This window comes from Streptomyces yerevanensis, from assembly GCF_000716805.1.
Lineage (GTDB): Bacteria > Actinomycetota > Actinomycetes > Streptomycetales > Streptomycetaceae > Streptomyces > Streptomyces flaveus.
Genome location: NZ_JNWJ01000077.1, coordinates 11,856 through 31,120 on the forward strand (window position 1 = coordinate 11,856; position 19,265 = coordinate 31,120).

Annotated in this window: 20 protein-coding genes and 2 pseudogenes; 10 read left to right on the forward strand and 12 right to left on the reverse strand. The window is 67.6% G+C overall.

Features of this window, described 5'->3' with window-relative positions; translation table 11 throughout:
• Nucleotides 1-437: 437 nt before the first annotated feature.
• On the forward strand, nt 438-1,160 hold the full coding sequence (locus OP79_RS55640; RefSeq protein WP_157857462.1) for a hypothetical protein: 723 nt from the start codon (nt 438-440) through the stop codon (nt 1,158-1,160).
• A 97-nt stretch (nt 1,161-1,257) separates the two neighbouring features.
• Nucleotides 1,258-1,410, forward strand: coding sequence for a hypothetical protein (locus OP79_RS55645; protein ID WP_157857463.1), 153 nt, complete (start codon nt 1,258-1,260; stop codon nt 1,408-1,410).
• 63 nt (nt 1,411-1,473) lie between these two features.
• On the opposite strand, the gene OP79_RS42985 is transcribed toward OP79_RS55645, so the two are convergent.
• Complete coding sequence (locus OP79_RS42985; protein ID WP_033328576.1) at nt 1,474-2,253, reverse strand: class I SAM-dependent methyltransferase; 780 nt, start codon at nt 2,251-2,253, stop codon at nt 1,474-1,476.
• A 236-nt stretch (nt 2,254-2,489) separates the two neighbouring features.
• A complete protein-coding gene (locus OP79_RS42990) occupies nt 2,490-2,774 on the reverse strand; it encodes a hypothetical protein (protein ID WP_033328577.1) in 285 nt (94 codons plus the stop codon).
• Between the two features lie 116 nt (nt 2,775-2,890).
• On the opposite strand from OP79_RS42990, the gene OP79_RS42995 reads away from it, so the two are divergent.
• Nucleotides 2,891-3,160: a hypothetical protein gene (locus tag OP79_RS42995; protein ID WP_033328578.1), complete on the forward strand. Its 270-nt coding sequence runs from the start codon at nt 2,891-2,893 to the stop codon at nt 3,158-3,160.
• Between the two features lie 320 nt (nt 3,161-3,480).
• On the opposite strand, the gene OP79_RS43000 is transcribed toward OP79_RS42995, so the two are convergent.
• The gene (locus tag OP79_RS43000) at nt 3,481-4,737 is read right to left on the reverse strand and encodes a beta-ketoacyl-[acyl-carrier-protein] synthase family protein (RefSeq protein ID WP_033328579.1); all 1,257 of its coding nucleotides are present in this window, start codon (nt 4,735-4,737) and stop codon (nt 3,481-3,483) included.
• A 406-nt stretch (nt 4,738-5,143) separates the two neighbouring features.
• On the opposite strand from OP79_RS43000, the gene OP79_RS43005 reads away from it, so the two are divergent.
• Nucleotides 5,144-5,449, forward strand: coding sequence for a DUF6247 family protein (locus OP79_RS43005; protein ID WP_033328595.1), 306 nt, complete (start codon nt 5,144-5,146; stop codon nt 5,447-5,449).
• Nucleotides 5,446-5,706: a hypothetical protein gene (locus OP79_RS43010; protein ID WP_033328580.1), complete on the forward strand. Its 261-nt coding sequence runs from the start codon at nt 5,446-5,448 to the stop codon at nt 5,704-5,706. The genes OP79_RS43005 and OP79_RS43010 overlap by 4 nt, the downstream gene beginning before the upstream one ends.
• 79 nt (nt 5,707-5,785) lie before the next feature.
• On the opposite strand, the pseudogene OP79_RS58735 reads toward OP79_RS43010, so the two are convergent.
• Nucleotides 5,786-6,030: pseudogene (locus tag OP79_RS58735) on the reverse strand (DUF7677 family protein).
• 28 nt (nt 6,031-6,058) lie between these two features.
• Between OP79_RS58735 and OP79_RS43015 the strand changes: the two are divergent.
• From OP79_RS43015 to OP79_RS43025, 3 genes and pseudogenes are all read left to right on the forward strand, one after another.
• A pseudogene (locus OP79_RS43015) lies at nt 6,059-6,616 on the forward strand (transposase); the annotation flags it as partial.
• A gap of 100 nt (nt 6,617-6,716) precedes the next feature.
• Nucleotides 6,717-7,454 (forward strand): class I SAM-dependent methyltransferase, encoded by a 738-nt coding sequence (locus OP79_RS43020; protein WP_033328581.1) that lies wholly within the window; start codon nt 6,717-6,719, stop codon nt 7,452-7,454.
• A 129-nt stretch (nt 7,455-7,583) separates the two neighbouring features.
• Nucleotides 7,584-8,093, forward strand: coding sequence for a hypothetical protein (locus OP79_RS43025; protein WP_245685648.1), 510 nt, complete (start codon nt 7,584-7,586; stop codon nt 8,091-8,093).
• A 106-nt stretch (nt 8,094-8,199) separates the two neighbouring features.
• Here the strand turns inward: OP79_RS43025 and OP79_RS43030 are convergent, their stop codons facing one another.
• The 7 genes from OP79_RS43030 to OP79_RS43060 all read right to left on the reverse strand — a co-directional run bounded on the left by OP79_RS43030 (nt 8,200) and on the right by OP79_RS43060 (nt 13,875).
• On the reverse strand, nt 8,200-8,784 hold the full coding sequence (locus tag OP79_RS43030) for a hypothetical protein (protein ID WP_033328583.1): 585 nt from the start codon (nt 8,782-8,784) through the stop codon (nt 8,200-8,202).
• Between the two features lie 105 nt (nt 8,785-8,889).
• Nucleotides 8,890-9,864 (reverse strand): polyprenyl synthetase family protein, encoded by a 975-nt coding sequence (locus OP79_RS43035; RefSeq protein ID WP_033328584.1) that lies wholly within the window; start codon nt 9,862-9,864, stop codon nt 8,890-8,892.
• Nucleotides 9,865-9,882: 18 nt separating this feature from the next.
• Nucleotides 9,883-10,779: a phytoene/squalene synthase family protein gene (locus OP79_RS43040; protein ID WP_033328585.1), complete on the reverse strand. Its 897-nt coding sequence runs from the start codon at nt 10,777-10,779 to the stop codon at nt 9,883-9,885.
• A 114-nt stretch (nt 10,780-10,893) separates the two neighbouring features.
• On the reverse strand, nt 10,894-11,736 hold the full coding sequence (locus tag OP79_RS43045; protein WP_033328586.1) for an ABC transporter permease: 843 nt from the start codon (nt 11,734-11,736) through the stop codon (nt 10,894-10,896).
• On the reverse strand, nt 11,733-12,338 hold the full coding sequence (locus OP79_RS43050; protein ID WP_211270979.1) for an ABC transporter ATP-binding protein: 606 nt from the start codon (nt 12,336-12,338) through the stop codon (nt 11,733-11,735). The genes OP79_RS43045 and OP79_RS43050 overlap by 4 nt, the downstream gene beginning before the upstream one ends.
• Before the next feature lie 401 nt (nt 12,339-12,739).
• On the reverse strand, nt 12,740-13,168 hold the full coding sequence (locus OP79_RS43055) for a DUF4240 domain-containing protein (RefSeq protein ID WP_033328597.1): 429 nt from the start codon (nt 13,166-13,168) through the stop codon (nt 12,740-12,742).
• Between the two features lie 29 nt (nt 13,169-13,197).
• Nucleotides 13,198-13,875, reverse strand: a complete 678-nt coding sequence (locus tag OP79_RS43060; protein WP_051745497.1) for a transposase — start codon at nt 13,873-13,875, stop codon at nt 13,198-13,200.
• A 79-nt stretch (nt 13,876-13,954) separates the two neighbouring features.
• On the opposite strand from OP79_RS43060, the gene OP79_RS43070 reads away from it, so the two are divergent.
• A protein-coding gene (locus OP79_RS43070) for an IS3 family transposase (RefSeq protein ID WP_106972627.1) occupies nt 13,955-15,147 on the forward strand; the annotation gives its coding sequence in 2 pieces (ribosomal slippage) (nt 13,955-14,219 and nt 14,219-15,147; 1,194 coding nt in all).
• A gap of 540 nt (nt 15,148-15,687) precedes the next feature.
• Here the strand turns inward: OP79_RS43070 and OP79_RS43080 are convergent.
• The gene (locus OP79_RS43080) at nt 15,688-17,076 is read right to left on the reverse strand and encodes a DUF2252 domain-containing protein (protein ID WP_078492385.1); all 1,389 of its coding nucleotides are present in this window, start codon (nt 17,074-17,076) and stop codon (nt 15,688-15,690) included.
• Between the two features lie 1,001 nt (nt 17,077-18,077).
• Here OP79_RS43080 and OP79_RS55650 point away from each other — a divergent pair.
• On the forward strand, nt 18,078-18,971 hold the full coding sequence (locus OP79_RS55650) for a hypothetical protein (RefSeq protein ID WP_157857464.1): 894 nt from the start codon (nt 18,078-18,080) through the stop codon (nt 18,969-18,971).
• The last annotated feature ends 294 nt before the right edge of the window (nt 18,972-19,265 follow it).

Here is a 19,265-nt window from a genome sequence, read left to right on the forward strand (position 1 = left end):
GCCGAAGCACGATAGTTGTCACATAGGCAGACTTGTTGTCACTGCGCCTGAACGACGACGGCTCCGCGACAGCGGCACTGGTGTCCTGTCGCAATGGCGCTGGCGGATTCTCACTCGTTCTCATTCGTGCTGTCGGATTCTCGCTGTGGCGCATGCTGAGCGGCGGCGTTTGCTTCGTTCATGGGGTTTTATCTCACTTCTCTGGTCCGGTTCTCGCTGTACCTGTCACGGTCGCTTTCGGTAGGCGACGACGGGCCGGTAAGAACCGCGTCACCAGCCGCAAACGCCGTGTCTGGCTTTGTATGTGGGAGGACGCTCTCGCTTACGAAGCCACCGTGTCTCGTCACGAGCCGCAGCATGGACCCTGGTTTTGGTTATGTCTCGCGAGATTGTGAGGTCAAGTGTCTCAGCGTCGTGTTCGGTTACAGGTTCGCCGGGTGGGGCCCCGCCCGCCTATTCCCCCGGTCTCTGGTACAGATCCCGCCCCAGAAGATCCGTCCCCGACCCCTGGTGCAGACACCGCCCAGGAACCCAAGCCGCTCCAGAGGTTTGTCAGGTGGTACCGCAGGTCTGATCTGGCCAAGCACACCGCGGTTCTCGCCGCGGTTGTAGCTGCGGCGAGCCTCTCGATCACCGCGTGGGGAACGTACAAGGCGGCTCAGGTCGCAGACGATCAGCTAACCCAGTCACGCGAGGACCGCGAGAAGTCCGAGCGCGCACAAGCCTCCCGCATCTCGATATGGGTCGAAGGTGCACAGCCGACGCGCGTCGTCCTTGCGAACCGCTCCCTAGACCCCGCGTGGGCCTACATGTATGTCTCCACCGCGGACGACCTGAGCGAGGAAGGTCGCGAGGAGGCGCTGGGGATCGGAGCCCTCCCGCCCTGCACCCGCCTGAACATGCCAATCACGAAGTTCAGCGAGGACATCCAGAAGGCACTTCATCACAACAGAGGGGGCCTCTTCGGGCTGGCAGGGCTCGCCTTCAGGGACGCCGACGGACGAACCTGGCTCCGCCGCGCATCGGGAAGCCTGGAATCGCTGGACGGGTTCGAGGCCGCCACCAACAACAAGGTCGCCGTCAACGAGGGGACCACCACGTGGGCGACAGAAAAGGGCGTAGAGATCAAGACGCTCTCTGAGTGCGGCAGAGCAGGCTGACCCCACGCCCATGACTGCGGCCTGGCGGCGCTGGGGGTGATCGCCGCCGTTTGCGGCTGGTGTCACGGTCGCTTTCGGTAGGTGCAGCGAGCCGAGGGTGGCGATGGACCTGGGGCTGGTCGATGTCGAGTGGGCTGACGGCGAGGGCGGCGGGCTGAGGAAGTCCGTACTTGAGGCGGTGGCGCGGGTCCCGTTCGAGTCCGTGCTCAAACGATCTGGCACCACAGCAGGTCAGGGGCTCGCCACCTGACAGGCTCACTGCGACAGGACGGCGTGCGTGCGGCGTGTCATCGATCGTTGTCGACGTGATGCTTCACAGCCGCCGGACGCGCAGCACGCCGGTCAGCATCGGAAGAGTGAACTCGCCGCGGGCGGTCTCCGGTCTACTCGCGAGGAAAGCATGGATCCGGCCCAGCGTGGCTTCCTGTTCCTGTTGTGGCATGACCAGCACCCCCGCGCGCGTCGCGATGGTCGCGACGAGGGAGTCGGCGGTGCGGCGTTGCCCGTGCGGGAACTCGGCCTGCGCCGGCGAGTCGAACCGGGCAGCCACGCCGGTCTTGGGAAGGTGCATGTCGGCCGTCTCGGCGCGCCAGCTGGTGGGCGTGTCACGCGGGCCGATGGCCGCGCTCCCGCTGACCCGCGCGAGCCCGGCAACCCACTCGACCCGGTCGTCCATGACGTTCCACAGACCGGCCAGGATGCCGCCGGGTGCGAGGACCCTGGCGATCTCGGGTCCCGCGACGGCCATGTCGAACCAGTGCATGGCGTTGCCGGCCAGCACGGCATCGACGGACGCGTCCGGCAGCGGTATCGCCTCGGCACTACCCGGCAGGGCACAGACAGTCGGCAGCGCGCGGCGCAGCTCGGTCAGCATCGCCGGGTCGGGCTCGACCGCGATGACGTCGGCACCCAGCGCGACCAGCGCGGCGGTTAACTTGCCGGTTCCGGCGCCGAGGTCTAGCACGCGCGGGCCCGGCGCGGGCTCAAGCGCCCAGCGCACCGCGGCCTGCGCGTAGTCCGGGCGGTGCTCGGCGTAGGCGACCGCCGCTGCGCCGAACGACGCGGCGTGAAGTAGCCGTTCGTCCTGATCCACGCGGTTACCCTATCGGTGCTGCTGGCGGTTCTGCCTCTATCGCGAACGAGGCTTCCGCGAAAGCCAGATCGGTTGAGAACAGCGGTTCGCGGCGATCTCAAACGATCTGGCACCACAGCAGGTCAGGGGCTCGTCATCTGACAGGCTCACTGCGACAGGACAACTGGGTTCGGGCTCCTACAGCGGCGAGGCCATCGGAACGATCGGCATGATGTGCCGATGCCGGACCCTTCGGCTCAGAAGTGGCCGCCGAAGCTGCTCGGCCACGTGGTGGCGTGCCGGGTCGGCGTTCGGTCACCCGGCGGCGACGGTTGCTTGGGCGGCCAGGGATCTGGGCGTCTCGCCCGCTTTGCGACGGTCCGGAAATGCTTGTGCTCGTACTGGTAAGGCTTCTCGGCGAGGACGGCGCGTAGCCGTGTGCCGTTCGGGTCTTCGCGGTCGTACCGCTCGAACTGCCGGGTGAGGAAGAGCAGCGGGAGCAGTTCCTGGTCGTCTTCGGGCAGGTAGCCCGCGTCGACCACGGCCGCGACCGCCTCCGGCTCGGGTCCCCGGCATGTCAGCTGCCGGGGACCCGAGCCGTCAGTGTTCCGCAGTCAACCCGCACATACACCCCGACACCCCTCATCAGGAGGAATCCGTGCCGTACGACGACTACGACGACCCGGGCAGCACCGTCGACACCCGGACCCGCCAGGCCAGCCAGCTGGACTACATCAACACGTACTACCGGCTGCGCGAGCGGTTCGGTGTCCGCGCGGCGCTCGGCGGGCGAGTCCGTCACGAGGAGCGGGAGGGCGAGATGTGCGACCTGCTCCAGGGACACGTCAGCGAGATCCGCGCACTCCTGGTGGCCTTGGGAATGACGGACGAGGACCTTCAGACGCTGCTGAGCGGCGCCACCGAGTAGGGGGTCCGGGTAGGAACGGATCAGGGAACCGGTGTTGCTGACAGAAGTTGATAGGCGCTGATCCGGCCCCCAGAGACGACATCGCCCGGGAACGCTGAAGCGCTCCGGGCAATGTGCGTGAGCGGCAGCGACAACGTTACCGGGAGAGCCGCAGGTCCCAGCCGTCGCCGGTGCGGTTCAGGGTGGGGGTGTAGGCGGCGGGGCGGGCCAGTCGGCTTCCCGTGGGTGAGATTGCCGGGCGACCTGACCATCAGCGGCAGCGTGGGAGTGGAGTGAACCTGCTGGTCATGGGCAGATCTATCACCCGCGGGCGAGGCCGTTCAGGAAGCGAGGACCAAGGTGGCGTTATGGCCGCCGAAGCCGAAAGAGTTGCTCAGGGCCGCCAGTGGTCCTTGAGGAAGTTGGCGCGGGGATCCGGTCACTATGTCCAAGCCGATTGCGTCGTCGGTCTCTTCTGCGTTGAGGGTCGGGGGCACGACGCGGTGGTAGAGGGCCAACAGGGTGGTGATCGCCTCGACGGGGCCGGAGCCGCTCTGCAGGTGTCCGATCATGGACTTGGGAGCCGAGACGGCGATCTGGTCGGTGTGGGCGCCGCACACACGATGTAGGGCGCGGGCTTCGGCGAGGTCTCCGGCCGGTGTGGAGGTGGCGTGGGCGTTGACATGGGCGATGTCGGTGACCGACAGGCCGGCGTCGGCGAGCGCCCGGGTGATGGCTTTGGCCGCACCGAGTCCCTCGGGCTGCGGCTGGGCGATGCGGTGCCCGTCGACAGACATTCCGATACCGAGGATCCGGCCGTAGACCCGGGCACCGCGGGCGCGGGCATGGGCCTGCGACTCAAGGATCACGATGCCCGCGCCCTCGCCGAGCAGGAAACCGTCCCGGCTCTTGGCGAAAGGGCGGGAGGCACCCTGCGGGTCGTCGTTACGTCGGGAAAGGGCACGCATGGCGGCGAACCCGCCCAGGCCGAACGGGTGGATCGGCGCCTCGGCGCCGCCGGCGATCACGACGTCGGCCCGGCCCAAGCGAATCATGTCCGCCGCCAGCCCGATGGCCTCGGTCCCCGAGGCACAGGCGCTCACCGGCGCATGGGCACTGCCCTGGGCGCCGTACTGGATGGCTATCTGCGCCGCCGAGCTGTTGGGCAGCAGGGAGGGCACCGCGTAGGGCGACATGTGCTTCCAGCCCTTGGTCTGGAGCGTCTGATGCGCAGCGAGCATGGTCTCTACGCCGATGGTGGAGGAGACCGCGACCGAGAGCCGCTCGGTGTCCAGCTCCGTAGCGGTATCGAGGCCGGCGTCCGCCCAGGCTTCGTGTACGGCCATCAGCGCTAGCTGCGTGACGCGGTCCATCCGGCGCGCCTGCGCGGGCGGGAGGGCTGCCGCGGGGTCCACGGCCGCGGGTGCGGCGATCCGCACCGGCAACTCATGGGCCCACGGTTCGTTCAAAACCCGGGCTCCTGACCGGCCTTCCAGCATGCCCTGCCAGCTGGAGGTGACGTTGGCGCCCAGGGGCGTGACCGCTCCGAGTCCGGTGACCACGACATCCGACGCTCCGGCGGAAGCTTTCTCTACCACGATCTACCTCATTCAGTTATCTGTTTGACAAAAAGGGTAAAGCTACTTGAACGTCGCAAAACGGAGGCTGTCAGGTGGAGTTGGGTCGCAGTCGTCTGACGTGCGATGAACGGAACCGACCACACCGGCCGGCTCCGCAACGAGACTGCGGCTTCGGCGCGATGTCCGGCCACAGTTGACGCAGAAGTGGCCTCATCCCGGGACGTCCCAGACGCTGACCTGCTGAAACGTTGCCCGCCGAGTCACTACGGCGGGACGACCGCGAGCGGGCGGACGGCCAATTCTGCAGGAGGCCGGGACCCCCGTTCGCCGTGACGGCCGATGCAGGATAGGGAACTGCCCGATGCCCGCATCCACGGCGACCCGGCGCGCGTACCGTGGCGGTACGACCCGCCGGGAGGACCAGATGAGCGCGCAGCCCGACCACGCACCCGTCACCCCGTACGCCCCCGCGCCCGGAGCTCCGGCCGAACTCCTTGCCCAACTGCGCGCCGACCGCCGCGCGGACCGGTGGGTGCCGGCCTTCGAGAGGGAGTGGACGGCGGCACTGGAGGAATCCCGCCGGACGTTCTCCCTCGCCCCCCTGTACGAAGTCGTCCAGGTGTGGCAGGGCCGCCTCGCCCACGCCCCGGCGGTCGACGCGTTCGTCGCCTCCGGCTACGACGACAGCGAGTTCATCGACATGGCGGAGCTGCGGGGAAGGCGCCGGTGACCGGACAGCCGTACGCGGTCCGCTTCTCTGCCCCGGCCGCGAAGGTCCTCGAAACCCTGCCTGAACACGTCGAAGACACCGTGTGGGACGTCCTGGACGCCGCCGCCGGCGACCCGTGGGGCTTTGGCCAGTGGAACACCGAGGACCCCGAGGGCGAAGACGTGCGCTACGCCTCCGTCGGCCAGCTGTCCCTCACCTACTGGGTGAACAGGCCCCTGCGCCGCCTGACCGTCCTGAACATCGTCTGGCTCGGATAGCCACCCGGTGACAACGCCCTGACCCCAGCATCGCAACTGCCGGGGTCAGGGCGTTTCCAGTGACATCGCACGCCAACGGTCAATGAAGCTGGCATTCCCACGGCTCGATGTCCGGTTCCCCCGGGGGCAGCGCCCCGGTGCAGTATCGGTAGAGCCAGGCTGCAGCCCGGCGCTCCGCGTGCTTCTCGTTGACCGGTTCTCCCTGCTCATCCAGTTCGAGGACGTTGGCGAAGATTGCATCGGGTGGCCTACCGACCCCCGGGCGAGCCATCCAGCAAAGCGTCGGAGGGCTCCGGAAGCACCATGACTGAGATGCGAAGGCATGCGAAGAATCTAGCCCCAGCCTTCCCAGACAGCCGTCGAGGCGGCCAGGGCCCAGCACACCGCACTGCCGGGCGAGACCCTCGCGGCCGCCATGGTCGCCCGCATCGCCAAGGGCGTGCTGGCCCTCGATGAGGAGATCGCCGAACTCGACGCGCTCATCGAGGCCCGGTTCAACGAGCACCGGCACGCGACGGTAATCCGGAGCCTGCCCGGCATGGGCACCCTCCTCGGCGCCGAGTTCATCGCCGCCACCGGTGGCGACCTGGAGGCGTTCGGTACGGCCGATCGCCTGGCGTCCTTCGCCGGCCTCTCACCAGTGCCACGGGACTCCGGCCGCGTCAGCGGCAATATGCGCCGCCCGCGCCGCTACAACCGCGGCCTGCTCCGGGCCTTCTACCTCTCCGCCATGGCCAGCCTGAGAACCTGCTCCGCCTCCCAGGCGTACTACGGGCGCAAGCGGAACGAGGGCAAGGGGCACAAGCAGGCTTTGCTCGCTCTGGCCCGTCGACGAGCCAACGTCTTGTGGGCCATGCTCCGTGACGGAGAGTGCTACGAGGTTCCACCAACCGTCAAGACGGCAACTTGATATCGTCATTGGGAAGTTCTTTAAGGTCTGCCTCGAACGATGCTCTGAGGATGCCTGTAGAAGGTGCCCCACGCGGCAGACCCTCGGACAGGATGGACGGGTGATCGACTACGACGACGAGGCCCGGAACTACGACGCGTCCCGAGGCGGTGAACCGAGAGCTCTGGCCGCGGCAGACGCGGTGAAACTGCTGCTGCCTCAAGGACCTTGCTCGATCCTGGACATCGCATGCGGCACGGGCATTGTGACCAGAAGGCTGCTGAGTTCGGAGCGGGTGGTGGTGGGCGTCGACCGTTCGCCCGGGATGCTGAGCCTTGCCGGGCAGCGGATTCCGGGAGGTGTCGTGCGCGGCGATGCCACGGGGCTGCCCTTCGCGTCGGACGGGGTAGACGCCGTCGTGATCATGTGGTTGCTGCATCTGCTGCCGGACCCCGAATCGGTGCTGGCCGAGGCGGCCAGGGTGTTGCGGCCCGGCGGGGTGCTGATCACCACCGTCGACAAGGACGACGCATACTTCGTCGAGGACAGTGACATCGCCCAGGTCACGGCGGAGCTGCGGTACCAGTACGCACCCCGGGTGTCCGACGGTTCCGCACGGGTGCTCGGTTGGGCTGCGGAGCGGGAGTTGGGTCTTGCAGGGCAGACCGTGTTCCCCGGAACAGGGCAGGGCCGCAGCCCGCGCAAGTGGCGGGAGGTGATCGAGGCGGGCCACATCCCCTGGTGCTCGCACGCGACCGCAGGCCAGGTGACCGACGTGCGCCGACGGCTCGCTGAGCTTCCGGACCAGGACGCGGCACGCCCGGATCCGCTGTACCGGCTCATCGCATTGAAGGCGTGACGTTGCATCGGCTGAGCTGTTCTTTGGGCTTCGGTCTCGAATGATGCCCCGAACATGATCGCTCGTTCGAGGATTCCGGGGACCTGAGCACGGCCTCCGTCTGATCCTGTGCTCCGACCAAGGAGGCACTTGACCAGCACGAAGGCCGGGGGGATGCCCCTATGTCTTTGGTCAAGGTGGATGGGTGCTGGTTTGGCCTTCTGGAACGATGTGCCTGTGCATGCTGATGATCAGATTGGCGAGGGTGTCTCTGCGGATCTCGCGGTGTTCCTCCGGAACGCTGCCGACGGCCGTCCGGTGAGGATCGTTCCTTCCGTCTGCGGCGGGTGTGGCGGGCGTGTGTTCTTCGTGCTCGTTGACGATGTCGAGGGTGGAGCCGAGCGGGTGTGCACTGGTTGCGGCGGCCGCGCGTTCATCGCGGATAGCGAGGAGTTCTGGGAGGACGCGGATCCGGGCGAGGCGGGCTGCCCGTGCGGGAACGAGGAGTTCGAGACCGCAGTCGCGTTCTCGATCGCCGGCGACGGATCGGTCCGCTGGGTGACGCTCGGGCTGCGGTGCCAGAAGGACGGTGCCGTGGAGGTCTATGCCGATTGGAAGATCGACTACGGACCGACGGATCACCTCCTGACCATGGTCTAGGTCTGCGCAGCGACGGCCCGAACGGGCTGCGGTTCGTAGAAAGTTCCGTTGAGCGACAAGTGTTGGCGGATCCCGTCGACAGAACCAGGGGCCAGGGCCGCGGTGGCTACCAGGCGGTCTTGGCGGTGCTGTAGGAGGTGCGGCAGGTGGCGTCGGAGGCCGTAGCGGAAAGCTTGGTCATGGCCTCGGTCCACACCTTCTTGACCACCTTTTCCAGGCCCCGGGCCGCCGCGGGGGTGTTCGGAGAGAACTTCCTGACCGTTCCCACAGTGGCGACGGTGAACTTGTTGCACACCGGCAGAGCGGCGTTGCGGTAGCGGTTGTCGAGTTCACCCGTCACGGCGGAGCTGTTGGCGGTGGCCCAACTGTTCCACGCCGCACAGGCAGGCCGGGTGAATTGGGCCCGCTCGGTCTCGGTCAGACTGCCCAGAGCGGCGACAGCGGCGTTCCAGAACTCGTCCGGGATGGCGTAGCGGGTGGTGGCGAACTGATCCCCGGTCTTGAAGATCGCTTCCTGGCAGGCGAACGGCAGTGAAGCCGCTTGCGTAAGGGCGGCCAGGAACGGAGGGGACTTCACACTCTGAGCGGCCGGGGTCTCCTCCTGGGGGATGACAGTCATCGCCACCGCCAGGACACCGGCGGCCGCGGCCACGGCCAGAGCGGAGCGTTTTAGGATGCGGGAGGTGTTCATGAGCGCAGGTCTCCTGTACTTGAGGGCTGAGTGGCCAGCCCGGTGCAGACCAGGAGCGGGGACTGGAAACGGAGCATCAGCCACCGCGCCAGTCCCCGGCCCTACTCAGTGCTGACGGTCGGCTGCTGATGTGGCCAGTTCGGCGAGGCGCAGGGCGTCCGGCAGGCCGGTGAGTGCAGCGTGTGCTTGTTCGGCGCGGGAGGATGCCATCTGGGCCGCCTTGGTGAGGGCGCCGGTGCGTGTCAGCACGGCGAGGATGTCTCGGTGCGCGGTGACGGGGTCGGTGTCGCCGTGGAATACGGTGGTCAGGCGGTCGCGGTCGGCTTTGTCGGCCACTTCGTAGGCGAGCAGGACGGGCAGGGTGGGCTGCAGGTTGGCGACGTCGCTGATGGCTGTCTTGCCGGTGACCTGCTCCTCGGCGGTGTAGGGGAGCAGGTCGTCACGGATCTGGAAGGCCATGCCGAGCTGTTCGCCGTACTGGCGCAGGGCCCGGTCCTGCTCCAGGGTTGCTCCGGCCAGGATGGCGCCGGCCTGGCAGGCGGCGCCGGTCAGCGCGGCGGTCTTGGCTTGCATGACGTTCAGGACGGCGGGTACCCCGCAGGTCAGGTCGCCGCGGATTTCGGTTTCGCGCATGATGCCCTGGCACATGTGACGCAGGGCCTCGACGGTGACCCGTGCTGCGTGCAGTACGCGCTCGGCGGGGCCGCCGCTGAGCATGGCCGCAATTCCGGCCATCGACAGTCCGTCGCCTGCTACCAGGGCCTCGGCGAGACCGTACTGCTCGGCGGTGGAGGCCCGCCCGCGGCGTACCGGGTCCTGATCGACGATGTCGTCGTGGATGAGGCTCGCGACGTGCAGGCATTCGATGCCGGCCGCGAACGCCAGCACCTGCTCAGCGGTGCCGCCGACGGCTTTCGCCGACTCCATACACAGGATGGGGCGCAGGAGCTTGCCCGGGGGGAACAGGGCGTCCAGGCAGGCCACCTCCAGCAGGCTGTCGCCGCTGCCCACCCAGCGCAGCAGCTCAGCCTCCAGGAGCGGAATGTGTGTGCCCCCGACTGGGGTCACGGCGATGGACAAGACACGTCCTTTCGATGGTCAGCAGGGGATGACGGCGCGCATGAGAGGGCGCCACACGTTGAGGAAGGCGCCCATGGGTGGCTGCACCGGCCGGTGGAGCACGTCCTGGCCTGCGGCCAGCACGCCGGCCAGGAGCAGCCTGCAATGCTTGCCGAAGGCGTGGATGAAGGGGCCGACCGGGGTGTGTTCCAGTTCAGCGGTCAGAGCGGCCAACCGGTCGGTGACACGCTCGGCCTCGAACGCGATGACGTCGGCCATGGCCGGTGTCCACCGTTTGGCCCTGACGTCCTCGGGGTGGACCCCGAACTGGTGGAGATCCTCGAGAGGGAGGTAGAGGCGGCCGTCGTCGAGGTCCTCCGACAGGTCACACAGCACGTCGGTCAACTGGCCAAGTTCGGCGAACTCACGCACCAGCGGCTGCGCTTCCGTGAGTTCGGTGCCAGCCACGGCCCACATGCCCCCGTAGAACGGGCAGCTGGCGACCTGCGTGGCCCACTGGCACAGTTCCGCGTAGGTGGCGAAGTCGCGGAAGTCGACGTCGCGCTGCATCCCGGTGAGCATGTCCTCGATCAGTGACAGCGGCATTCCGAAGGTCCGGTAGGTGTGCACCGTGGCATGCAGGACGGGGTCGTCGGAGCCGCCGGCGGCGAATGCCGCCCAGGTGGCCTCCGCGAAATCGGCGAGCCGACGCTGACGGTCCTCTACCGGCCCGCTGTCTACACAGGCATCGGCACGGAACCCGTGTGCAGACAGCGCCGCCGTGTGAGGCCGTGCCGCTGCGGGCGCAATGCGCAGCGCCCCCCAGGGGCCGTGCCCTCCGCCGAGACGGGATACCTCTCGCGCGCACACCGTGTAGCAGTGCCGAAGGACAGGATCGGTGATACCCGCCGCGTCCAGCCATCGCCTTACCAGCATCTGTGAACCCTTTTCTGCTCAACCGGCCCCTTTCGGGGCCGGGACTTCGCTCTGCGATGAGGGCGCGACACGTCCCTCCAGGGCCCTTGTTGGGCCGTCGTGCCGGGGTGCCGCTCAGCGGGGCGTCGACGTGGCCCGGGCCGGGTGCGCAGGTTGTCGGCGCGTGGGCAGCCAAGGCAGACGGAAGGACGGCTTTGCGGTCAGGGCGTCTTTGGTGCGGCGGTGGAAGGCGAGCAGGCCCAGGAACGCGGCGCCGGCGAACCACAAGAACTGAACGGCCAGATCACCGGGCAGCCACTCGCGGGTGAAACCCGCAGCTGAGGCAGCCTGCATGGTGCCGTAGGTAGGCAGGAACCGGACGACCTGGCTTCCGGCACCGCCGCCGGCCAGTGGATTTTGAAGACCGACATCCACGAGGCTGGTCATGACCAGGGCGAACATGCCCTCCACCTCCCGGCGCAGCAGCGAGCCGAAGACGACGCCGAGCGCCCCGTAGGTCATCGCTCCGCAGAACAAGGCAGCGGCGAGCAGCGGTGGCTGGCGAGGGCTCCAGGCCATGCAGATCACCGCGGTGGCATAGGCGGCGATGGCGCCGGAGGCCAGGGTCAGCGAGGTGGTCTTGGCCAGGACGAGATGGATGCGGGGGTAGCCGGCCAAGGCCAGGCGGCGGTCGAAGCGCCCGCCGTTGAACGTGACGGCGAACATCATGAACCCGGTGATGAGGGTGACGGCGTTGATGGCGCCGGTGATCTGCGTGATCTGGTTGCCGGCCGGTGCCAGGAGCTGGCCGGTCGCCCGCAGGCGGAAGGTCAGGTGCCTGCTGGGGATGACGGCGTACGCCAGGCTGACCCAGCAGGGGATGAACACGGCGACCAGGACCATGGCGAGCCTGTTCCGGGCGTGTTCGACCAGGTCGAAGCGGACTGCTGTGACGAACAGGTTCAGGTGCCGCCTCACGCCGGCGCCCCCTCAGCGGGGCGCAGCACGCCGCCCTGAAGGCGCCACAACTCGTCCAGGCGCTCAGCGTCATAGGCCAGGTGGGAGACGACAAGGACTGAGCGGCCCGTCTCGCGTAATCGGGCTGCCAAGTCCCAGAAACGCTGGTAGGTCTCCCAGTCGAAACCCTGGTAAGGCTCGTCCAGCAGCACCACCTGCGGGTCATGCATCAGCGCCAGGGTCAGGTTCAGCTTCTGACGGGTTCCGCCGCTGAGCAGGCCGGCACGCTCATCGACGTACTCCGACAATCGCAACGCGTCCATCACCTGCCCGGCGTGCTGCAGATCCGACAGCCCGCGCGCGACTCGGAAGAACTCCAGATGCTGGCGCACGGTCAGAGCCTCGTTGACCACCACGTCCTGCGGGCAGTAGCCGAAACGGCCCTCATGACGGACCGTGCCACCCAGCGGGCGCAGCTCACCAGACAAGATCTTCAACAGCGTCGACTTGCCCGCACCGTTCTCGCCGACAATCCCGGCCAGCACTCCAGGCCGTAGATCAAGGTCGAGGCCCCGCAAGACCTCACGGCGACCGTATGCGTGACGCACATCCCGAACCTCCACCGCACCCCCGGGCTCTACGGCGGTGGCACGCACTCACTGCTGGCCACTCGCCGTCACGGCAAGGCTAGGCATCACGTACGGTCAAAACCAGGGCAAGATCGTTTATTAGCCCGCACGAGTGAAGACCGCGGTGTAATCGGCGCTCAGCTCCGGGGAGATCGCCTGCGTTGTCGAACCAGCGTGCGAGGCCATCGCACGGCGACACGCGAGAGCCGGACTCCGGCAGCACGGACGCGACAGACTAGGGCAAAGGGCCTCCAGATACTCGGAGCGGGTTCGTACCCCGAGCTACCAGCAGGCCCTGTTTCCGTGCGCAGCCCCCACGAAGATCACCCGCGCGGGTTCCGGGTTGAGACATACGTTCGCGTGCCACCCGACAAGATCGGAATGACAACAGCCTCTCAGTCAGCCCAGCCCGTGGTGTTCGAGTACGACTCATAGGAGTAGCGGGTGTTGCGGTCCCATTCCTTGCCGGTGATGCGTTTGTATGCGTGGTCTGGTGTATAGAGCAGGCTCTCGGCCCAGATGTGACCGGTGGCGTACGGGACAAAGTCCGCAGGGTCTCGCATGACGCTTTCGAAGGCGGTGCGGCCGGCGGCGACGACAGCGCAACGTGTGTAGAGGAAGGCGTCGCCGGACAGGCCCTCCCCGTGTTCCTTAAGGTCTAGGCGGTAGAGCGCCCACGACAGCTGTTCGGCGAAGCCGGTGACCACGAGCAGCGGGGACAGGGCAAGGCGATCGGTCAATTCAGCTGCAAGCCGTTCGGCGTCAGGGTCCGGTCCTGTGGCCCTGCAGTCTTCGATGAGCTGCCAGAAGGCGTCTTCGTTCATGCCGGTGAGCATGACGCACTGGTCTGACACTATGGCTGCGGTGTCCTCCTGTTTTCTGCTGCCGTCAGGAGGACACGCTTGCGGAGCAAGGGAAGCTTGGCTCGTCCGAACATCTGGCGTTTGATCATCTTGATGTGATTGACACGGCCTTCCACCGGACCGGAGTTCCAGCAGGTGGTCAGGCCCTGAACGACAGCGTCCCAGTCCTTCTCCAGGCCATTGGTGAACGTGTGCAGGTCGGGCAGATCCTCGGCGCGGGTCGCGGTGATCCAGTCTTTGAGGTGCTGGCCCGAGCGCGTTGTGAGGATCTCGGCGAAGGTGCGGACGTGACCATGGAGGGCGGTCAGTTCTGGGCACCGTGCGAGAACGGCGGTGAACTGTCGGCGTTCTTCGTCGCCCAGGTGCTCGGGGTGCCGCATTATCCAGCCGGTGATCTGCCGGACGCCTGGAGGTGCTGGGGCGACAACGCGGATGCGTTGACGCCGCCGCGGTCGCAGATAGTCGCTGATCGTCTGGTAGCTGCCGCGGTAGCCGAGGTTCCGGAGCTCGGCGTGCAGATCGATTGCGTTGGTGGATCCTTCTGCCCAGCGTTTGTCCAGGTGATCTTTGTAGGGGTCGAGCTGGCTGGGCCGGGGCTGGCGCCGTCCGGCCAGTAGTTCTTCGGGTGTCTCGGCGCGGGCGGTGCGGCGCACGGTGTTGCCGCCCATGTGCAGTTGAGCTGTACTGAGATTTGTGGAGTCCCTGATGCCAGGGTTACGGTCCTGGCGAAGGAGAACCACCAGCACCATGGCAGCACCCCGTAAATACCCCGACGAGCTCCGCGAGCGCGCCATCCGCGAGGTCCGCACCACCGGCCGGCCGATCGCCCACGTCGCGAAGGACCTGGGCATCCACAAGGAGGCCCTGCGCGGCTGGGTCCGCCAGGCCGAGGCCGACAGCGGCGAACGGGATGACCGGCTCTCGACCGCCGAGCGCGAGGAACTCAGGCAACTCCGCAGGGAGAACGCCGAGTTGAAGCGGGCGAATGAGATCCTGAAAGCCGCCAGCGTGTTTTTTGCCCAGGAGATCGACCGTCCCCGGACGAGGCCGAGCAGGTGATCGACCACCTGCGCGAGAGGGGCCTCGGGGTCGATCCAGCCTGCCGGGCTCTTGAGCTGTCGCCGTCGACGTACTTCGCCCGCAAGAAGCGGCCGAAGTCGGCCCGCCGGCGCCGCGACGAGCAGCTCATGCCGCTGATCGAGCAGGTCCATGCGGAATCGGGCGGCACCTATGGCGCCCGCCGGATCACCCGGGCCCTGCGCCGCAAGGGCGTCGACGTGGCCCGCTGCACCGTCGAGCGGCTGATGGCCGAGCTGGGCCTGGAGGGCGTGATCCGCGGGCAGCGCCGGCGGACCACCGTGGCGGAGCCGTCGGCGCCCCGCCCGCCGGACCTGGTCGACCGCGACTCCACCGCCTCACGGCCGGATCAGCTGTGGGTGGCGGACATGACGTATGTGCGCACCTGGTCCGGGTGGGCATACGTGGCGTTCGTCCTGGACGTGTACTCGCGGATGATCGTCGGCTGGCAGGTCGCGAAACACATGCGGACCGAACTTCCGCTGGACGCATTGGAGATGGCGCTGTGGAGAAGGAGGATCAAGAAGGACTCCGGCCTCATTCATCACAGCGACCGCGGGTCGCAATACGTATCCATTCGGTACACCGAGAGGCTGTCCAGCATCGGGGCTTCGGCCTCGGTCGGCTCGGTCGCGGACAGCTATGACAACGCGATGGCCGAGGCCCTGAACGGCACCTTCAAGGCCGAGCTGATCGAGATGCAGGGCCCCTGGAAGGACTTCGACCAGGTCGAGCGGGCGATCTTCCAGTGGGTCACGTGGTACAACGAAGAACGGCTCCACTCCGCCCTCGACTACGTACCGCCCGCCGAGTACGAACGCGACTTGTGGCGACAACAGGAAGCCACCCCGCAGTCCGCCTGAATCAAGATCGCCGGACTCTACGAAACTCGGGGCAGCTCACGATGGCTCGCTCGAACCTAGCGTGGCTCTTGGGAACGGATCCGATGGAGGGACCGCCGTGAAAATAAGTGGCGCCATGGACCAGGCCAAGGCCAGATGCAAAGTGATCGTCGGAAAGATCACCGGAAGTGAGCGTCTTGAGGCCGAAGGCAGAACGGACGAGGTCAAAGCCAGGATCCGCCAGAAGGCGGTCAGCATCCGGCACCGCGCCCTCGGGATGAGGGACTCATTCAGGCGTGACCATCCCTGACGTTCTTCGAACGCGCGAGGGACCTCGCCGGCACTCGTCGCGGCCTGACTCGGGGGCCGGATACTGGCGCGTCCACTGTCACCGCGCAAGCACATGTTGACCAAGGTCCTGAGCGCAGCCGATGGGGTGTGCAGCACAGGCCGAGCAGCATCGGCATCCGGCGGCAGGCTCTGGCTCGTGCACGACTGCAGGCGAAGCGGTGTCTTCAGCGGCTCTCGATCATGGTGTGCCGGTTGGGCGGCGCTGGTGGTTCATGAGGGTGCAATGGGCAGGCGGCCGTCGCTGATGGCCAGGGTGAAGGCGGCGTAGTCAGTTCGGGTCTGCTCGGCGTAGGCGAGGGCGAACGCGGTGATAGCCCGGTCGAAGGACGTGTCGTGGCCGAGGTAGGCGGCGATGGCGACGCGGTCGCCTGAGCGCGCGTGACCGCGGGCCAGTGCCCGGCCGCAGAGCCCGGCGTACTGGTGCATCAGGCTGCCGGACATGTCTTGGATGGATGCGGAGCCTTTCATGTCGAGCAGTTGCCGCCAGTAGAAGTGACGTCCGGTGGGTCCGCTGGACCAGCCCAGGAAGATGTCGCCGACGGCCTGCAGCAGCCTTTGCCCTTCCACCACTCGCTGACCCTCGTGGGTGACGGGCGCGTTCACGAAGGGCGCGAGGACCGAGGGCTCGGCTTCCTTGGCCTGCAGCAGCAGGAGGTCGCCTGCGGCGCGTCCTTGCAGCAGCAGGACGTAGCAGCGCGTGCCGACGCTGCCGATGCCGACCACCTTGCGGGCCGCATCCAGGATCCGGAACCGGTCCAGCAGCTGGGCCTGTGCCGACGGCAGGCTGGCACGGTACTCCTGAAAGACCTGTTCGACGGCGGCGCGCTCCTGATCATCGACCGGTTCGATCAGTGGCGGCGCGTGGAGGAACCGGGGTGCGCCGTCGGGACCGGGCTCGGTGAGCTTCGCGATCGCCTTGCTGCTGTCGGTCTGCCGTGCCCGGTCCAGGGTGCGGTGCAGCCGCGCGCGTTGCAGGGAGTTGCTGACCTCCTGGAGCAGGTCGTCGGCCGTGATGTGCTCGTACCAGACGGCGAGCTCTGAGGAGGCGGACAGCTCGCGGATGTGGGCGCGGTAGCTACGGGCAGCCTCGGCGGCGATCGTGCCGGCCGTCTGCGCCGGGACGTCGTTGTCATAGGCGGCGACGACGAGGCTGGTGGCCAGGCGTTTGATGTCCCATTCGAAGGGGCCCGGCAGTGTTTCATCGAAGTCGTCAAGGTCGAAGACGAGGCGGCGCTCCGGGGAGGCGAACAGCCCGAAGTTGGACAGGTGCGCGTCCCCGGAAAGCTGAACAGTCAGCCCGGTATCCGGTGTGCCGGCCAGGTCGGCCGCCATGATCGCGGGCATACCGCGGTAGAAGGCGGACAGGGAGGCGGCCATACGGGTGTAGCGGATCGGCACCAGTTCGGCGATGCGCGGCTGGGCCTCCTTGTCCAGGATGCCCACGAGGTCGGGCCGATGAGGAGATGGGGTCCAGTCGCCCTGCGCGATCAGAGGAAGACGGCTGCGGGCGGCCAGGCCCGAGGCGGCCGGGCCATCGGAGACGCCGGACGCGGTCCGGACAGTCGGATACTCGTCCGGGGAGCGAGGGAAGGCAGGCACGTGGCGGCTCCTTGGGCGGTATGCCTCTGGCGAGGCGTTCTGCGGCACCACGCTCAGGATTCAAATGACCTGTGCCGGGCGCTTCCAACGGTGCCGTTGGTCATGATCAAAACCGGTCGCGTTGATCTGGTCACTGATTTCGGGGAACAGACCGACCGGCACGCTGACGAAACAGGGCGCGCCTTGACCGACCACTCCCATCCGCGCCCCATCGCTACGGTGGTCCTGTTGACCACGCTGGCATCCCGCCAGGCAGAGCGCGCGCTGGAATACCCGACCCCGACCCGGGCGCCACCCCATCACACCGACTTCGCAGCTCAGTGCTCTGCGATGCCCCTGACTCTGTGCTGTCCGCCTTGAGTGAGCTCATGGCCCATGCCCAGGCAGCCGGGCATAGGACTCCCCGGGCCCTCGCTTGCACAGTCCGCCGTCGCGGTTGCCCACCAGCGGTGGTTCCTCGACTGGCCCGCAGATCCGCTCACCGAACTCGCCCGACATCGTCGGGCGAGTTCGGGCAACCTGCTCGAGTCTCCGTCCCGGCAGCCCCCTCGACCGTTCGGCGCTGGTCAGTCCGGCAACGGCATCCTGATCACTACACGCAAGAGGCGCTGGCTGGTGCTGGGGCCGTTGTCTGGGCAGGGGCTGGTCGCCGGGGAGCCGTAGGTGATCGGCGACTCTCCAGCAGGTACCGCGTTCCTCCGCGGCACCGCGGTCGAAGAACGCGACGAAGTGCGCGGGCCACTCGCCCGGCCCCGAACGCCGAATCCAGGCTCGACGGCCTGCGCGCGGCGCTCGCCGTCCTGGCCTTCGCCGCGCTGCTCGCCCTCTTCTTCATCCAGCGGATCCCGTCGGCACAGCCCACGCGAGACGGAGCCGTAACCGATACCCCCGCGCATGCGGGGACCGGTCCACGCTCGCAGCATGGAGACATGGCTGTCATCTTGCCGTCACGCACCCGCTCTGCGTCTGTCGCAACCCTCCTGGCAGCTGCCCTGAGCATCGTGCCCGGAAGCCCCGCCCATGCCTTCACCGGCAACAACCACGAGGACATCACCCGAGCCGCACTGCCCTGGGAGCCCATCACGCTGACCGCGATGGCCGACGCCCATGACGGGGCGGTCAATGCCAACGATCACCGCCCCTACTTCGATATCGGCCCGCTGCACTGCGACAACGCCGACTACCTCGGCTCCCGCTACGCCGACGCCTACCCGCGGACCCGGGATGAGGCGACCACCGAGCTCCTCGCGTGTATCCGTACCTCCGTGGCCCGCTTCCGCAACGCGGTCCGGGCCGCCGACGGCCTCGTCGACGCCGATGGCACGGTGCGCGCCGACCAGAGCGACCTTTCCTCCCCCTGCGCGTGGGACGAAAAGGCCGGGCGAGCCAAATGCGCCGTCCTGGAACAGCTCGGCCGTGGCTGGCACCAGATCGAGGACTTCTACTCGCACTCCAATTGGAGCGACCGGCCCGCCCCCGGTCCGATCGGCCTCGACAACCCACCCGGCCTGGGGCGTACGGAACTCGCGCCGTTCCTCGATATCCGCCGCTACAGCGTCATGAAGGACGCCGACTGGACCCGGGACGCGCGGGAGCGCATCCCTGTGGACCTCGCCACCGGCTGCTACCCCGACTTCGATTCCACCGGCGTCAAACCGGCCGACTGCGAAGGCCGCGTCTCCCACAACCGCACCCTGAACAAGGACACCCCCTCATCGGCCCGCTCGAAGACCGGCGACAACTTCCGCCGCGCGACGGCCGGGGCCAGCGCCGAGCTCACCCGCCAGTGGAACGACTTCAAGGCCGAACTGCTCACGGCGTACCCCGACCATCGGCGCGGCGCACAGATGGTCTGCGCGCTCGTCCACGACGACCCGGCCGCCGTCTGCCCCTGACCTGCCCTGGAGCTCAGAGGGTGAGCTCGCAGAATCTCCTGCCCACGGACCAAAGGCCGAGGACGAGGCAGGTAACGACGATCGCCTGTTCCGTGTGACGGTCCAGCCATGCCCGCAGGTCCGCCAGGGCCTACTCGCGCGCTGGCGCTGTCGCCGGGACCTATCACACCGGCCGGTTGCAGCAGCTGGGAGAAGGCACGACGCCTAATGGGAGCTAAGGAGCCGGGGAATGCTCGGTTCCGTAGCCGCCAGCAGGTGAGCACTATCGACGCCGGAAGCACTGACTTCTGCGGT